The 15,286-nt window shown below is 35.8% G+C and carries 11 protein-coding genes; all 11 read left to right on the top strand.

Features of this window, described 5'->3' with window-relative positions; all coding sequences use genetic code 11:
* The first annotated feature begins 236 nt into the window (after positions 1–236).
* The 11 genes from QJV49_RS03370 to QJV49_RS03320 all read left to right on the top strand — a co-directional run bounded on the left by QJV49_RS03370 (position 237) and on the right by QJV49_RS03320 (position 15,254).
* Positions 237–1,832, top strand: a complete 1,596-nt coding sequence (locus QJV49_RS03370) for an alpha-glucosidase (protein WP_225512111.1) — start codon at positions 237–239, stop codon at positions 1,830–1,832.
* 26 nt (positions 1,833–1,858) lie between these two features.
* Positions 1,859–2,464, top strand: coding sequence for a sugar O-acetyltransferase (locus tag QJV49_RS03365; protein ID WP_225512004.1), 606 nt, complete (start codon positions 1,859–1,861; stop codon positions 2,462–2,464).
* Complete coding sequence (locus QJV49_RS03360; protein WP_225512005.1) at positions 2,454–4,028, top strand: alpha-amylase family glycosyl hydrolase; 1,575 nt, start codon at positions 2,454–2,456, stop codon at positions 4,026–4,028. Before QJV49_RS03365 ends, QJV49_RS03360 begins: the two co-directional genes overlap by 11 nt.
* A gap of 42 nt (positions 4,029–4,070) precedes the next feature.
* Positions 4,071–5,708 (top strand): alpha-glucosidase, encoded by a 1,638-nt coding sequence (locus tag QJV49_RS03355; protein WP_225512006.1) that lies wholly within the window; start codon positions 4,071–4,073, stop codon positions 5,706–5,708.
* Positions 5,709–5,730: 22 nt separating this feature from the next.
* Positions 5,731–7,986, top strand: a complete 2,256-nt coding sequence (locus QJV49_RS03350) for a glycoside hydrolase family 65 protein (RefSeq protein WP_225512007.1) — start codon at positions 5,731–5,733, stop codon at positions 7,984–7,986.
* Between the two features lie 152 nt (positions 7,987–8,138).
* Complete coding sequence (locus QJV49_RS03345; RefSeq protein WP_225512008.1) at positions 8,139–9,113, top strand: LacI family DNA-binding transcriptional regulator; 975 nt, start codon at positions 8,139–8,141, stop codon at positions 9,111–9,113.
* 177 nt (positions 9,114–9,290) lie between these two features.
* Complete coding sequence (locus tag QJV49_RS03340; protein WP_021722129.1) at positions 9,291–9,959, top strand: response regulator transcription factor; 669 nt, start codon at positions 9,291–9,293, stop codon at positions 9,957–9,959.
* Positions 9,960–10,052: 93 nt separating this feature from the next.
* The gene (locus QJV49_RS03335) at positions 10,053–11,423 is read left to right on the top strand and encodes a cell wall metabolism sensor histidine kinase WalK (protein ID WP_225512009.1); all 1,371 of its coding nucleotides are present in this window, start codon (positions 10,053–10,055) and stop codon (positions 11,421–11,423) included.
* Positions 11,424–11,571: 148 nt separating this feature from the next.
* Positions 11,572–13,314: a 1-deoxy-D-xylulose-5-phosphate synthase gene (locus tag QJV49_RS03330; RefSeq protein ID WP_225512010.1), complete on the top strand. Its 1,743-nt coding sequence runs from the start codon at positions 11,572–11,574 to the stop codon at positions 13,312–13,314.
* Between the two features lie 116 nt (positions 13,315–13,430).
* Positions 13,431–13,697, top strand: coding sequence for a membrane protein insertion efficiency factor YidD (gene yidD, locus QJV49_RS03325; RefSeq protein ID WP_225512011.1), 267 nt, complete (start codon positions 13,431–13,433; stop codon positions 13,695–13,697).
* 123 nt (positions 13,698–13,820) lie between these two features.
* On the top strand, positions 13,821–15,254 hold the full coding sequence (locus QJV49_RS03320) for a 6-phospho-beta-glucosidase (RefSeq protein ID WP_225512012.1): 1,434 nt from the start codon (positions 13,821–13,823) through the stop codon (positions 15,252–15,254).
* Positions 15,255–15,286: the final 32 nt, after the last annotated feature.

The raw sequence follows: 15,286 nt of genomic DNA, 5'->3' as shown, positions 1-15,286 counted from the left end.
AAAACGGATTCTGTCAGTTCACTGCAACCGAGGGAGTCATTGAATCGGTAAATAAAGAAACTATCGGCTTTGCTGATAGTTTTGTCAGTAAAAATTGCTGACAGAATCTTTGGTTTAGTGAGTATTTTACTGACGGGATTAACTTATAAAGCTGTCAGTAAAATTTTAATTGAGTTCATTCTCCTATATCCTAGGAAAATAGGAGAATGAACTCACATCTTAATGGAGTAGTTAATATGAAAGAAAATTGGTGGCAAAAAACAGTCGTTTATCAGATTTATCCGCGTTCTTTTATGGATGCTAATGGTGATGGTGTTGGTGATTTGCAAGGAATTATCTCTAAATTAGATTATCTTGAAAAACTTGGGATTGGTGCAATTTGGTTGAGTCCAGTTTATCAATCGCCAATGGATGATAATGGTTATGATATTTCTGATTATCAAGCAATTGCTGATGTTTTTGGAACGATGGCGGATATGGATGAATTGCTCATGGAAGCTAAAAAGCGAAACATTCAAATTGTTATGGATTTGGTAGTTAATCATACTTCCGATGAACATAAGTGGTTTGTGGAAGCTAGAAAATCAAAAGATAATGCTTATCGTGATTATTATATTTGGGCTGATGAAGCCAATGGTTTGCAATCTACCTTTTCTGGTTCTGCTTGGGAATTTGATGAGAAATCGGGCCAATATTTCCTTCATCTTTTTAGCAAGCGTCAGCCAGACTTAAACTGGGAAAATCCTCAGGTTCATCAAGAAGTTTATGACATGATGAATTTCTGGATTGATAAGGGAATCGGCGGTTTTCGCATGGATGTGATTGATTTGATTGGGAAAGAAATTGACCAAGAAATCACAGGAAATGGGCCTAAATTACATGAGTATTTGCATGAAATGAATCAGGAAACTTTTGGTCAGAAAAATTTGTTGACTGTGGGTGAAACTTGGGGAGCAACACCAGAGATTGCGGAACTTTATTCTGACCCTAAACGTCAAGAGTTATCAATGGTTTTCCAATTTGAACACATCACAAATGCTTATCTTGATGAGGGCGAAAAATGGGATAAAAAGGAATTTTCAGTTTCAAAACTTAAAGAAATTTTAGCCAAATGGCAAGCTTTAGAAAAAGGTTGGAATTCACTTTTTTGGAATAATCATGATTTACCACGGATTGTCTCAAATTGGGGAAATGATGGAAAATATCGTTTGAAATCAGCTAAAGCTTTTGCGATTTTATTGCATTTGATGAAAGGAACGCCTTATATTTATCAAGGTGAAGAGCTTGGAATGACGAATTATCCTTTTGAATCAATTGAAGAAGTCAATGATATCGAGTCACGGAATATGTTTGCTGAACGCTTAGCTGCTGGTCATTCTGAAAATGAAATCATGGATTCAATTCGTCGTGTTGGTCGTGATAATGCAAGAACACCGATGCAATGGACGGCTGGAGAAAATGCAGGTTTTACTGATGGAAAACCTTGGCTCGCTGTCAATCCTAATCATGAAGAAATTAATGCTGATCAAGCCATAAGTGATCCTGATTCTGTTTTTTATACTTATCAAAAGTTGATTGAACTTCGTAAACAACATGATTGGGTCATTTATGGGGACTTCAAGTTGATTGATTCTGAGGCTGATGTTTTTGCATATTTGCGGACTTATAAGGGCAAGAAATATTTGGTCGTTGCCAATTTATCTGATGAAGAAAATCAATTTAAAACAGGATTTGTCTGTCGTGACTTATTGATTCACAATGAAAATTTCCTGCCTGAACTTTCTCAGATTAAATTAAAAGCTTGGGAAGCCTTTGCTTGCGAAGTGGAATAGTTAAAGCGCAAAAGGGTGAGGTGAAAATGAGCGAATTTAAAAGAAGGGTTGCTGGCGAACTCTATAAAGCAAGTAAAGTTGAACCAGAATACAAACCTGATAATAATCGAGCATTAAATCAAGAAATTAACCAACTCAATCTACTTGATACAGAAAAAATTGTGGCACTTGAAAAAGAACTTTTTGGTCAAACTGGTGATGAGTTATTTGTAAATCCACCGCTTTACATCGACTATGGTAAAAAAACAAGAATTGGTCAGCGCTTTTATGCCAATATGGACTGTATTTTTCTGGATGTTGCACCGATTACGATTGGCGATGATGTGATGTTTGGACCTCGCGTCAGTCTGATTACGGCTTCTCATCCAATTGATGCCGGAGTTCGACAGCGTGGACTAGAATATGGAAAAGCGATTACGATTGGTAATCGAGTTTGGCTCGGTGCAGGAGTAATTGTTAATCCGGGCGTTACGATTGGCGAAAATACAATTGTGGGTTCAGGAACGGTAGTGACAAAAAATTTGCCAGCAAATGTGATTGCAGTAGGTAATCCAGCACGAATTCTCCGCGAAATTACTGATTCTGACCGACTTTACTGGGAAGAAAAAGAGAACGAATATTATGAAAAATAAGCTTTTACTTCTGTCAGTAACTTTACTGGCGACGTGTGCTTTAAGTGCTTGTCAAAAAGCAAATTCAAAAGATTCATCAGTAAAAAAAGCGGCTGTCAGCCAAAAGGTTGATAGGAGTTTGTATCGTAATTTTTATGAAATATTTACGAGTTCATTTGCCGATTCAAATCATGATGGCGAAGGTGATTTAAATGGGGTCACGCAACATTTAGACTACTTGAATACTGGAAAATCCAATTCTACAACGGATTTGAAAGTGCAAGGACTTTGGATGACACCGATTTTTGCTAGTCCTAGTTATCATGGCTATGATGTCACTAATTACGAAGAAATTAATCCTAAATTTGGGACAATGGCTGATTTTGAAAATCTGATTGCTCAAGCTAAAAAACGAGGTATTGCTGTGATTTTAGATATGCCATTTAACCACACGGCGACTGATAATGTTTGGTTTCAAAAAGCACTAGCTGGCGACAAAAAATATGTGGCTTATTATAATTGGTCAGATACAGCTAAAGAGGGTTATAGTTTAGCCAGCAACGGCAAATACTATGAGTCAGAGTTTGATAAATCTATGCCAGACCTCAATCTTGCCAATCCTGAGGTCAAAAAAGAAATTGCAAAAATTACGAAATTTTGGTTAGACAAAGGTGTTTCTGGTTTTCGTTTGGACGCTGTCGGTTTTTATTTCTCAAATGATGACAAAAAAACGACGGCCTTTACCAAATGGCTGACAGACACGGTCAAAAAGCAAAATCCAAAAGCTTATTTAGTGGGCGAAGTTTTTTCAACGGCTTCGGCAATTGATGATATTTATCCATCAGGTATTGATTCATTATTTGACTTTCCGAATGCTTTGCAATCGAGTTCAAGTCCAATTAATTCAGCTTTAGTCTTAGGTGAAGGCTCTTTATTTGGTCAACAAATTGAAGCATGGGACCAAGAAATTCATGCGGATAACCCGAAAGCCATTGACGCTCCTTTCTTGAGTAATCATGACACAGACCGATCTGCAACCCTTTTAAGTTCTTTATCCATGCAGAAAATGGCTGCTCAAACTTATCTTTTGATGCTGGGAAATCCATTTATTTACTACGGTGAGGAATTGGGGCTGACCGGTTCTGGCATTGACCAAAATAAACGTTTGCCAATGCCTTGGAATGCTGCCGGGACAGATTCTCCCAAAGCAGACATTTCTGTGCCAGGTGCGACAGAAATTGCCACAACTGACGGAGGCTCAGTAGCTCAACAAGAAGCCAATCCGAACTCACTGCTCAATTGGTACAAAAAAATTTTACGGGTCAAAGCAAAATATCCTGAAATTGCGACTGACAGATTGAAAAATATTTCTGTCAGTGAAGAGAGCTTGTCTGTCATTAATTATGGAAAGGATTTGACTATTATCAATAATTTTTCCGATACAGAAAATGTGACAATGAAACTCCCAAAAAGCGTTGTTGGGACAAAAATCACTGACCAACTTTCTGTCAGTAGTTCTCAAGCAAAATTAACTGATGGAAAATTGACAATTCCAGCTTATAGCACCGTTATTTTGAAAAAATAAATAAGTTCAGTTTAGGGACTTTAAAAATGAAAATGTAAAACTATGAAAAAAATAAAAACAAATGATTTTCACAAGATGGTAGGTTATCAGATTTATCCAAAATCTTTCAAAGATACCAATGGAGATGGCATTGGCGACATCAATGGCATCATTGAAAAAATTCCTTATCTACGTGAATTGGGGATTGATTTTATCTGGATAAATCCAATTTACAAGAGTCCACAAGTTGACGGGGGCTATGATATTTCTGATTATCAAGTCATTGATGAAATGTTTGGCTCACTTGAAGATTTTAAAAAATTACTAGATAAAGCGCATGAAAATGGCTTGAAAGTCATCATGGATTTGGTAGTCAATCATACATCAGACCAACATCCTTGGTTTTTAGAAAGTCAAAAATCAAAAGATAATCCTTACCGTGATTATTATTTGTGGGAAGACGCTAGCCCTAACCAAATGCCAAATGATTGGATTTCCTTTTTTGGTGGTTCAACTTGGGCTTATGATGAAAAAACAAAACAAGCTTATTTTCACGTTTTTGCCAAAGAGCAGCCTGATTTAAATTGGAAAAATCCCAAAGTTCGGCAAGAAATTTATGACATGATTCGTTGGTGGTTAGATTTGGGAATAGATGGCTTCAGATTAGACGCGATTTCACACATTCAAAAAATGCCATGGAACTATAAAATTAAGTCTTGGAAAGGGGACGGCCCGTGGGTGCCCTTTATGAATGTTGCTGGGATTGAAACATATATGTCAGATTTGAAAGCTATTTTTGATGAATATGGTGCTTTGACTGTTGGGGAAGCTTCAGGGGTTCGCTCCAAGCAAGCACCCGACTGGACCGATGAATCTGGCTATATCAATATGATTTTTGAATTAGAGCATAACCTTAGAAAAGCAACTGACAACAGCCAAGGAGATATTTATGGCTATAAAAAAGTCATTATGCGCTGGCAAGAAGATTTGCTTGAACGAGGTTGGAATGCTTTGTATCTTGAAAATCATGACCAACCAAGAAGTATTGATACTTATGGCAATGGCTCAATAGAATCAGCTAAAGCGTTGGCTGTCAGTTATATGCTCTTAAGAGGGACGCCTTTCATATATCAAGGGCAGGAATTTGGAATGACTAATTTTCCATTTACTGACGCAAAGCAATTGCGAGCTGACGAGATTAAAAAGAAGTATGAAATGTTACTGACAGAACTGTCAGCAAATCAAGCACTAGCAGAAGTCACCCAAAATAGTCGTGAGCACTCAAGAACACCAATGCAGTGGGACAATTCTAAAAATGCAGGATTTACAAGTGGACAAGCTTGGATGGAAATTAATCCAAATTTTTCTGTTATTAATAGTCAAGCTAATCAAGAACTCATTGAACTTTATAAAAAATTGATTGAATTACGGCATCAAGAACCAGCGATTTCAGAGGGTTCAATTAAATTTCATTTTAAAAGACATCCTCAAGTTTTAGTTTATGAACGAGCAGAATTTTTAATTATTGTCAATTTGGCTGATAAAAAAGCTCATTTAGATTTTACAAAAATTGACAATTTTACTGACAGCTCTGCTGAAAGTTCTGTCATTAATTATCAACAAGTCTTGGGCAGTTCAAATCAAAAATTTCAAGAAAAAATGGTTCTGTCAGCCTGGGAATATCGGGTTTATAAAAAATAGAAGGTGAGAACAAGATAACACTATGAAACAAATCAAAAGAATTATGGGCATTGACCCTTGGAAAATTACATCAAATCAGATTGAAAAAGAAGACCGTCGTTTGCAAGAATCGCTTACTTCCATTGGGAATGGCTACATGGGAATGCGCGGAAATTTTAGTGAAACTTATAGTGGCGACAGTCACCAAGGAACTTACATTGCAGGGGTTTGGTTTCCAGATAAAACCCGTGTAGGTTGGTGGAAAAATGGTTATCCTGAATATTTTGGTAAAGCAATCAATGCTCTCAATTTTGCTTCTGTCAGAGTTTTTATTGATGACAAAGAAGTTGATTTAGCTGCAAGTCACGTGACTGATTTCAATCTGTCGCTTGATATGCAAAAAGGTGTACTCACCTATACTTATGTAGCTTATGGAGTACGTGTGACTGCCGAAAGATTTTTCTCAATTGCTCAACAAGAGCTTGCAGTCTTTGCTTTCATGTTTGAAAGCTTAGATGGTGAAATTCACCAAATTCGTACAGCCTCAATCATTGATGCAAATGTTCGTAATGAAGATTCCAATTACGATGAAAAATTTTGGTCAGTAAAAAACCTTGATAACACAGCTACGGGCTCATTTATAGTCACCGAAACAATTCCTAATCCATTTGGAGTTGAACAATTTACGGTTGCCGCTAAACAAAGCTTTGCAGGCGATTTTACTCGAGTTAAGCAAGAAACAAGAGAAAGTTCTGTTTTAGATGTTTACGAAGCAAAATTAGTGGAAAATGTACCACTCACCTTTATTAAAAATGTTTTGGTTGTCACAAGTCGTGATATTGAACCCTCGAATTTAACAAAGGTGCTATCAAATTTGACCCTTGAAATTTCTAAGAAAACATATAATGAATTTTATAAAGAACAAGAAATTGCCTGGAAAAAACGTTGGGAAATTGCTGATGTACAAATTGACGGTTCAGCAGAAGCTCAACAAGGGATTCGCTTTAATCTTTTCCAACTTTTCTCTACATACTACGGCGAAGATGAACGTTTAAATATTGGCCCTAAAGGATTTACTGGAGAAAAATATGGCGGAGCAACTTATTGGGATACAGAAGCCTATGCCGTTCCATTATACTTGGCGCTTTCTGATGAAAAAGTTGCTAAGAATCTTTTAAAATATCGTCATAATCAATTGCCACAAGCACAACATAATGCCCGTCAACAAGGGCTTAAAGGTGCTTTGTATCCAATGGTTACTTTTACAGGTGTTGAATGTCATAATGAGTGGGAAATTACATTTGAAGAAATTCACCGTAATGGAGCAATGGCTTATGCGATTTATAACTATAGCAACTACACGGGAGATGAAACTTATCTTGCTCATGAAGGCTTAGAAGTTTTGATTGAAATTGCTCGTTTTTGGGCAGACCGTGTGCATTATAGTAAACGAAATGATAAATACATGATTCATGGAGTCACAGGCCCAAATGAGTATGAAAATAATATCAATAACAATTGGTACACTAATAAATTGGCAGCTTGGGTTTTGACTTATACTGCTGAAAGTTTAGCGAAATATCCACGCCCAGATTTAATTGAAGGAGCTGAAATTGCTCACTGGTCAGAAATTGTGGATAAAATGTATTATCCAGAAGATGAAGAATTGGGTATCTTTGTTCAACATGATGGTTATTTAGATAAAGATTTGACTCCAGTGGCTCAACTTGACCCTAAAAATCTTCCATTGAACCAAAATTGGTCTTGGGATCGAGTGTTACGTAGTCCATATATTAAGCAGGCAGATGTACTTCAAGGAATATATTTCTTCGGGAATCAATTTTCATTAGCCGAAAAACAACGAAATTTTGATTTTTATGAACCATTAACTGTTCATGAAAGCTCACTTTCTCCATCCATTCATGCGATTTTAGCAGCAGAGCTTGGCATGGAAGACAAGGCTGTTGAAATGTATGGAAGAACAGCTCGGCTTGACTTAGACAATTATAATAACGACACAGAAGATGGACTTCACATCACATCAATGACTGGCTCATGGTTGGCGATTGTTCATGGTTTTGCCCAAATGAAAACTTGGGACGGCCAATTGAGTTTCGCACCATTTTTACCAGAAGCATGGACGGGTTATGCCTTCCACATTAACTATCGTGGACGTTTATTAAAAATTTCTGTTGATCAAGAAGTAAAGCTTGAATTATTACGTGGGCAAGCCTTAAATCTTGAAATTTATGGTGAAAAAATTGAGTTAAGGGATTTTTATATTACAAAAACAAGGTGAATTGATGTCTTTAAATGACTTTTTTATCAAAAATCTAAAAAATAGTTGAAAATTAATCGAAATTTTGGCAAAATAAAATTTCAGAATATCAAATAAAAGAAAGAGAAAGGAGCGCTGAGTTGAGCTGGGTTTAGCTAGTCTCAAGTGAAAATATGGCAGTTACAATTAAAGATGTTGCAAAAAAAGCTGGTGTTAATGCCTCAACGGTCAGTCGAGTCATTAAAGATAGTTCAGAGATTTCGGATAAAACAAAAGTAAAAGTTCGCAAAGCCATGCATGAATTAGGTTATCGAAGGAATGCAGCGGCTCAGATTCTAGCTTCTGGAAAAACAAATACAATTGGTGTTGTTTTTCCACCAGTAGCTGACAAAGCTAGCCAACCTTTCTTTATGAAAATATTGACCTCAATCAATGAAACAGCTCGTGATTACGATGTTTCAATCGCTATTGCGACGGGGCATTCAGCCAAAGAGTTGAAAAAACAGATTGAACTTCAATATTCAGAAAAGCGTGTCGATGGATTTATTGTGCTTTACGCTGGAAAAAATGATGAAGTTCGCGATTATTTATTAGAAAATAAAGTTCCTTTTGTTTTAGTTGGAACTCCAGCTGAAGGGAAAAATGAAATTACCCATGTGGATAATGATAATATGCTGCTTGGACGCGAGGCTATTCGTCATTTAGCACAATTAAATCATCAAAATATTTCATTTGTGACTGATACGAAAGAAACAGAAGTTTTTGAAGAACGCTATCAGGGTTTTAAAGATGAAGCCGAGAAACTTGGACTCAATCATGACCTATTATTTATGGATGCTAATTTTTCCTTGCGAAACGAAACCGCTCTTGTGGTTATGGATGATGTCTTGTCTTTAAAAGTTGTGGAACGTCTAAGAAGCCAGGGTTTAAATGTTCCAGAAGATGTGAGTTTAATTACTTACAACAATTCTATCTTTGGAGCAATGATTCATCCTTATTTAACAACTTTTGATATTCATATTGAACAGTTAGGGGCAAGTGCAATTAAGAAAATCTTAGATTTGCGAGATAAGAAAGAGAATTTGCCAGAGAAATCAATTATTCCTTTTGAATTAATCATTAGAGAATCAACAAAAGCTAGAACTTAAGTTCTAGTTTTTTTAGTTTTGCTTAAGATAGAGTTAAGCCCAGTACAAGACAAAAATATGATAATAGTGTAAAATAATAGAAAGGGATGGGCGCAGTTTTATTGACTTTTCAAGCAATTTAACTAAAAATAATTTATAAATTATGAGCCCTAAAAAATGTGAAAAGGGATGGATTCAATGATTAAAATTTTATTAGTGGAGGATGATTTATCACTCTCAAAATCTGTTTACGATTTCTTAAAATCTTTTGCGCAAGTCAAACAGGTTTATGATGGAGTTGAAGGACTCTACGAGGCAGAATTGGGGATCTATGATTTAATTTTGCTTGATTTAATGCTTCCAGAGAAGAATGGTTTTGAAGTCTTAAAGGAATTACGCGAGCAAAATGTAGATACGCCAGTTTTAATCATGACTGCTAAGGAATCTTTGGATGATAAAATGCACGGATTCGACATTGGAGCAGATGATTATTTAACAAAACCTTTCTATTTGGATGAACTAAAAGCACGTATTCAAGCACTTTTGAAACGGACAGGTAAATTAGAAGATTCAAACGGTTTAACTTATGGAAATATTCGTTTGAATTTATCAAATAAATCAACTTTAGTTGATGATCAACCTGTTGATTTAATCGGAAAAGAATTTGATTTAGTCGTTTATTTAATGCAAAATCAAAATGTTATTTTGCCAAAAGAGCAAATTTTTGACCGGATTTGGGGATATGACAGTGATACAACAGTAACAGTTGTTGAAGTTTATATGAGTAAGATTCGGAAAAAATTGAAAGATACAGAATTTGTCAACAATCTTTCAACCTTGCGAAATGTTGGCTATATCCTGAGATAAAATTTTGCTGACAGCTTATTGAAAAATCGAAAAGTAACTCATATACTCCTTCGATGAGTTCTGTCAGTAAACCTATCTAGAAATGAGACCACTTTGAAGAAAATAATTAAAAAAGTTAAATCTTCAGCTATTGTAAAAAATGATGGGAAAAACTTCCTTCATTTTTTTCTAGCTTTTACAGTCATTTTTGTTGCTTTAGCCGTAATTATTATTCAAGTCATGCAATTGGGAATGTACCGAGCGACCGACCAAAATTTACGTAATTTGGCTCAAAATCGAGTGTTTTTGGAAGAAGCGGCTAATAATCAATTTGGTGTGAATGATTCACAGGATAGTGGTATTTACGGCCCTAATAATAGTGTAATTTTTTATGATTCAGAGGGTAAAAGTTTCATGCCATCATCTGAAACTAATGGTCGTGTTAATACAAATTTCGTGATGAGTCGTTTGCAAAAAGTAATGAAATTCAATGAAAATCAAATTAATCAAATTCAAGCAGTTTCTGTAAAAAATCCTTATGGAGATAATTGGCACTATCGTTATCTGACAACATCACAATTTATTATTACAAACACTGATGGAACCGTAACTCCAGTTTATGTACAAATTTTTTCAAATGTTGACCAAATTCAAGATGCCATGAGCCGTGCTATGTGGGTCATTGTGACAACGATGATTACTTTCTGGCTTCTGTCAGTAATTATCAGTCTTTATCTTGCAAACTGGACATTAAAACCTATTTTGGCAGCTTATGAAAAGCAAAAAGAATTTGTCGAAAATGCCTCACATGAATTGAGAACACCTCTGGCAATCTTGCAAAATCGTCTAGAATTACTTTTCCAAAAGCCGACAGCAACAATTATTGATGAATCAGAAAATATTTCTGAAAGTTTATCAGAAGTTCGCAATATGCGTTTATTAACAAGTAACTTACTGAACTTGGCCCGTCGAGATTCTGGAATCAGAATTGAGCCAGAGGCGACTACGGCAACTTATTTTGAGAATATTTTTAATAGCTATGAAATGCTTGCTGAAAACGCAGGTAAGAAGTTTTCAGGCCATTTGAAATTAGATGGAACGATTAATTTGGACCAAGCCTTGATTAAACAATTGCTAACCATCTTATTTGATAATGCCCTTAAATACACGGGTGATGAGGGTGAAATTTCTGTAGATGTTCAAAAAAATGGAGGCTTCTTAGTTTTTGCTGTCGCTGACAATGGTGAAGGAATTTCTGATGAAGATAAGAAAAAAATCTTTGACCGCTTCTTCCGAGTAGATAAAGCAAGGACACGTCAAAAAGGTGGCTTAGGTTTGGGTCTTTCTCTGGCCAAACAAATTGTTGAAGCCTACAATGGAAAAATTACAGTTGAAGATAATAAACCTAAAGGTACAAAATTCATTATTAGAATTCGTGTGGATAGCACAATTTCAAATCCTGCAAAAATTTTCCAAAAGTTGTAAAATATGATAGAGAAAAATTACTGACAAATTATGATAAGATAATAGTAGCATCTAATTTATGACAAATTTGTCAGTTGATTTACTAGTTTTTTAAGAAGAGTTTCTGTCAATAAATGACAAAGTAAAATTAAAAAGGAGAAAATCAGAGATGTCAGTGTTAGACAAAATAGACAGCCCAGCGGATTTAAAAAAGATATCAAATCAAGAACTAGAAGAATTAGCTTCAGAAATTAGAGCAGCGGTTCTTCATAAAGTATCAAACATTGGTGGACACGTTGGCCCAAACTTGGGTGCGACTGAATTAACAATTGCCCTTCATAAAGTTTTCAATTCACCAATTGATAAGTTTATTTGGGATGTTTCTCACCAAACTTATCCACATAAAATTTTAACTGGACGTAAAAATGGATTTACTGATGGACATTTCCATGACATCACACCTTACACTAGTCAAAGAGAATCAAAACACGACTTTTTCACAGTTGGCCATACCTCAACTTCAATTGCTAATGCCTTAGGTTATGCCAAAGCGCGTGATTTGACAAATGGCAAAGGCAACATTATTGCGGTCATTGGTGACGGTTCACTTTCTGGGGGACTTGCTATGGAAGCCCTCAATAATGCAGGAGATTTCAAAGGAAACCTCATTATTTTAGTTAATGATAATCAAATGTCAATTGCTGAAAATCATGGAGGACTTTACCGTAACCTTGCAGAACTTCGGGCGACAAATGGTCAGGCCGAAAATAACTTCTTTAAAACTTTTGGTTTAGATTATAAATATCTTGAGAATGGAAATGATATTGAATCTTTAATTAACCTATTTGAAGAAGTAAAAGATATCGACCATCCAATTGTCCTTCATATTCATACTGAAAAAGGACGTGGTTATCAACCAGCTCTTGAAAATAAAGAAGCTTTTCACTGGCACATGCCTTTCGATTTAGAAACTGGTCAATCAAAAGTGATTGATTCTGGTAAATCTTATAGTTCAGTTATCTTGGATTACATGGATAAAAAAGTTTCGGAAGCGCTACCTCTTGTTGCAATCAATGCAGCAATTCCAGGAATCTTTGGACTGAAACAATTTGCAGCTAAATACCCTGACCGTTATATTGATGCAGGAATTGCTGAGCAATTTACCATTACTTTTGGTGGTGCAATGGCTGCGGCTGGCGCTCGTCCAATTATTTTCCACAATTCTACTTTTGTACAACGTGCTTATGACCAATTTTGGCATGACTTAGCAATTAATGAAGAACCAGCAATTGTTATTGTTAAAGGTGGAGTTATTTCAGGTTCAGATGAAACACACCAAGGCTCATCAGCTATGACTTGGATTTCAAACATTCCAAATATCAAATATCTTGCTCCAACTTCTGAAGAAGAATTTATTTCAATTCTTGATTGGGCCCTTGATCAACATGAAGAACCAGTTGTGATTCAAATGCCAGAACACGGCTTAGAATCACGTCCTACTGTTCTCACAGATTATTCAACCCCTTTATATCAAATGACAAAATCAGGTGAAAAAGTTGCCCTATTGGCACTTGGCGGTCTTTATTCACATGGTGAAAAAGTAGCTAAAGTTTTGGCTGAAAATGGAATTAATGCAACCTTAGTAAATCCACTTTTCATCAACGATTTGGACCAAGCTTTCCTTGAAAACTTAGTTGAAAATCATCAAGTTATTGCGACGATAGAAGATGGAATTCTTGACGGAGGATTTGGTCAAAAAGTTGCTTCCTTCCTTGGTAAGTATGATGTTAAAGTTTTGAACTTTGGTGCGAAACGTGAATTTAATGATTCTGTTCCAGTGACAGAACTTTACAATCGTTATCATTTGACACCAGAACTCATGGTTGCTGATATTCTTAGTCTTTTGAAATAAAAATTTACTGACAGATGGTCCAAAATATTTCTGTCAGTAAAAATAAAGAACTGATAATGTCTGTCAGTAAAACTAGCAAGAATGATGATAAGTTCTTACTTAATAAAGTGAAATAGATGAAAAAAGTATTAGTAAAAGCAGTACATGGCTACCAACGCTGGATTTCTCCAGCCTTGCCACCAGCCTGTCGCTATTATCCTACCTGCTCCAATTACATGATTCAGGCCATCGAAAAACATGGACCAGCCAAAGGTTTGGCAATGGGGACAGCACGTATTTTACGTTGCCACCCATTTTGCCAGCCAGGATATGATTTAGTTCCAGACCATTTTAGTTTGCGAAGAAATTGGGAAGAACCAGAAAAAGAAGAAGACTCAAATTAATTTGAGTCTTTTCTATTTATAAAATTATAGAAAACGCTTCGAAAAAATAGATGAAATCGCTATCAAATGTTATAAAAAAATGTTAAAATGAAAAAAAGAATAAAAAAAGGAGTGTCATCTATTATGCCATTTAGTAAAGATTTTCTCTGGGGCGGAGCAACTGCAGCTAATCAATGTGAAGGCGGCTATAATCAGGGAGGACGTGGACTTGCCAATGTTGACCTTGTTCCACACGGGAAAGACCGTCTTCCAATTATTACAGGGGAAATGAAGCACCTTGAATTCGATGAAGACCATTTTTATCCCGCAAAAGAAGCGATTGATATGTATCATCATTGGAAAGAAGACCTCGCACTTTTTGCTGAAATGGGATTTAAAACCTATCGAATGTCTATTGCTTGGACAAGAATTTTTCCAAAAGGTGATGAACAAGAGCCAAATGAAGAAGGTTTGCAATTTTATGAAGACATTTTTAGAGAATGCAAACGTTTAGGAATTGAACCCTTAGTAACCATCACTCACTTTGATTGCCCTGTCCACCTAATTAAAGAATACGGTGGTTGGCGTAATCGAAAAATGGTTGGTTTCTATGAAAATTTAGCTAGAGCAATTTTTACACGTTATAAAGGATTAGTTCGCTATTGGTTGACATTTAATGAAATTAATATGCTCCTCCATGCTCCGTTTATGGGAGCAGGCCTTGTTTTTGAAGAAGGAGAAAATAAAGAACAAGCCAAATACTTAGCTGCTCATCATGAACTACTAGCATCGGCTTTAGCAACAAAAATTGGACATGAAGTTGACCCAGAAAATAAGATAGGCTGTATGTTAGCTGCTGGAGATTACTATCCATTTGATTGTAATCCAGAAAATGTTTTTGAAGCTCAAAAACAAAATCATGATAATCTCTTTTTCATTGATGTTCAATCTCGCGGAAAATATCCAAACTACCTTTTAAAGAGATTAGAGCGTGAAGAAATTACACTTCCAATTGAAAAAGGCGACTTAGAAATCCTTGCTGAAAACACAGTTGACTTTATTTCATTTAGTTACTATGCAAGTCGAGTCGCTAAAGTCAAGGATGAGGATGCAGATAAATCAGCTGGAAATATCTTTGAATCTGTAAAAAATCCCTATTTAAAAGCCAGTGAATGGGGGTGGCAGATTGACCCACTTGGTTTAAGAATCACAATGAATTCTATTTATGACCGCTATCAAAAACCATTATTTATTGTAGAAAATGGTTTAGGAGCAGTAGATAAACCTGATGAAAATGGATTTGTAGCTGATGATTATCGAATTGATTACATGGCTGCACACATCAAAGAAATGAAAAAAGCGGTTGAACTTGATGGCGTTGAACTATTAGGTTATACTTCTTGGGGATGTATTGACTTAGTATCAGCTGGAACGGGTGAGATGAGCAAACGTTACGGATTCATCTATGTTGATCGAGATGACTGTGGTAAAGGAAGTTTGAAACGGACACCTAAGAAATCATTTGACTGGTACAAAAAAGTTATCGCAAGCAACGGTGAAGATTTAACAAATGAATAAGTAAAAAAGGGGGCTTTCCTCCTTTTTTTATC

This window comes from Lactococcus sp. NH2-7C (assembly GCF_029953655.1).
Taxonomy (GTDB): Bacteria; Bacillota; Bacilli; order Lactobacillales; family Streptococcaceae; genus Lactococcus; species Lactococcus lactis.
Note: the sequence above shows the minus strand (reverse complement) of the source record. Positions and strands in the feature narration are given on the sequence as shown.

Excerpts from the sequence above, each read along its gene's own strand:
- QJV49_RS03330 (WP_225512010.1), top strand. The coding sequence starts at position 11,572 with ATGTCAGTGTTAGACAAAATAGACAGCCCAGCGGATTTAAAAAAGATA.
- yidD (WP_225512011.1), top strand. The coding sequence starts at position 13,431 with ATGAAAAAAGTATTAGTAAAAGCAGTACATGGCTACCAACGCTGGATT.
- QJV49_RS03365 (WP_225512004.1), top strand. The coding sequence starts at position 1,859 with ATGAGCGAATTTAAAAGAAGGGTTGCTGGCGAACTCTATAAAGCAAGT.
- QJV49_RS03345 (WP_225512008.1), top strand. The coding sequence starts at position 8,139 with ATGGCAGTTACAATTAAAGATGTTGCAAAAAAAGCTGGTGTTAATGCC.
- QJV49_RS03370 (WP_225512111.1), top strand. The coding sequence starts at position 237 with ATGAAAGAAAATTGGTGGCAAAAAACAGTCGTTTATCAGATTTATCCG.
- QJV49_RS03360 (WP_225512005.1), top strand. The coding sequence starts at position 2,454 with ATGAAAAATAAGCTTTTACTTCTGTCAGTAACTTTACTGGCGACGTGT.
- QJV49_RS03350 (WP_225512007.1), top strand. The coding sequence starts at position 5,731 with ATGAAACAAATCAAAAGAATTATGGGCATTGACCCTTGGAAAATTACA.
- QJV49_RS03340 (WP_021722129.1), top strand. The coding sequence starts at position 9,291 with ATGATTAAAATTTTATTAGTGGAGGATGATTTATCACTCTCAAAATCT.
- QJV49_RS03320 (WP_225512012.1), top strand. The coding sequence starts at position 13,821 with ATGCCATTTAGTAAAGATTTTCTCTGGGGCGGAGCAACTGCAGCTAAT.
- QJV49_RS03355 (WP_225512006.1), top strand. The coding sequence starts at position 4,071 with ATGAAAAAAATAAAAACAAATGATTTTCACAAGATGGTAGGTTATCAG.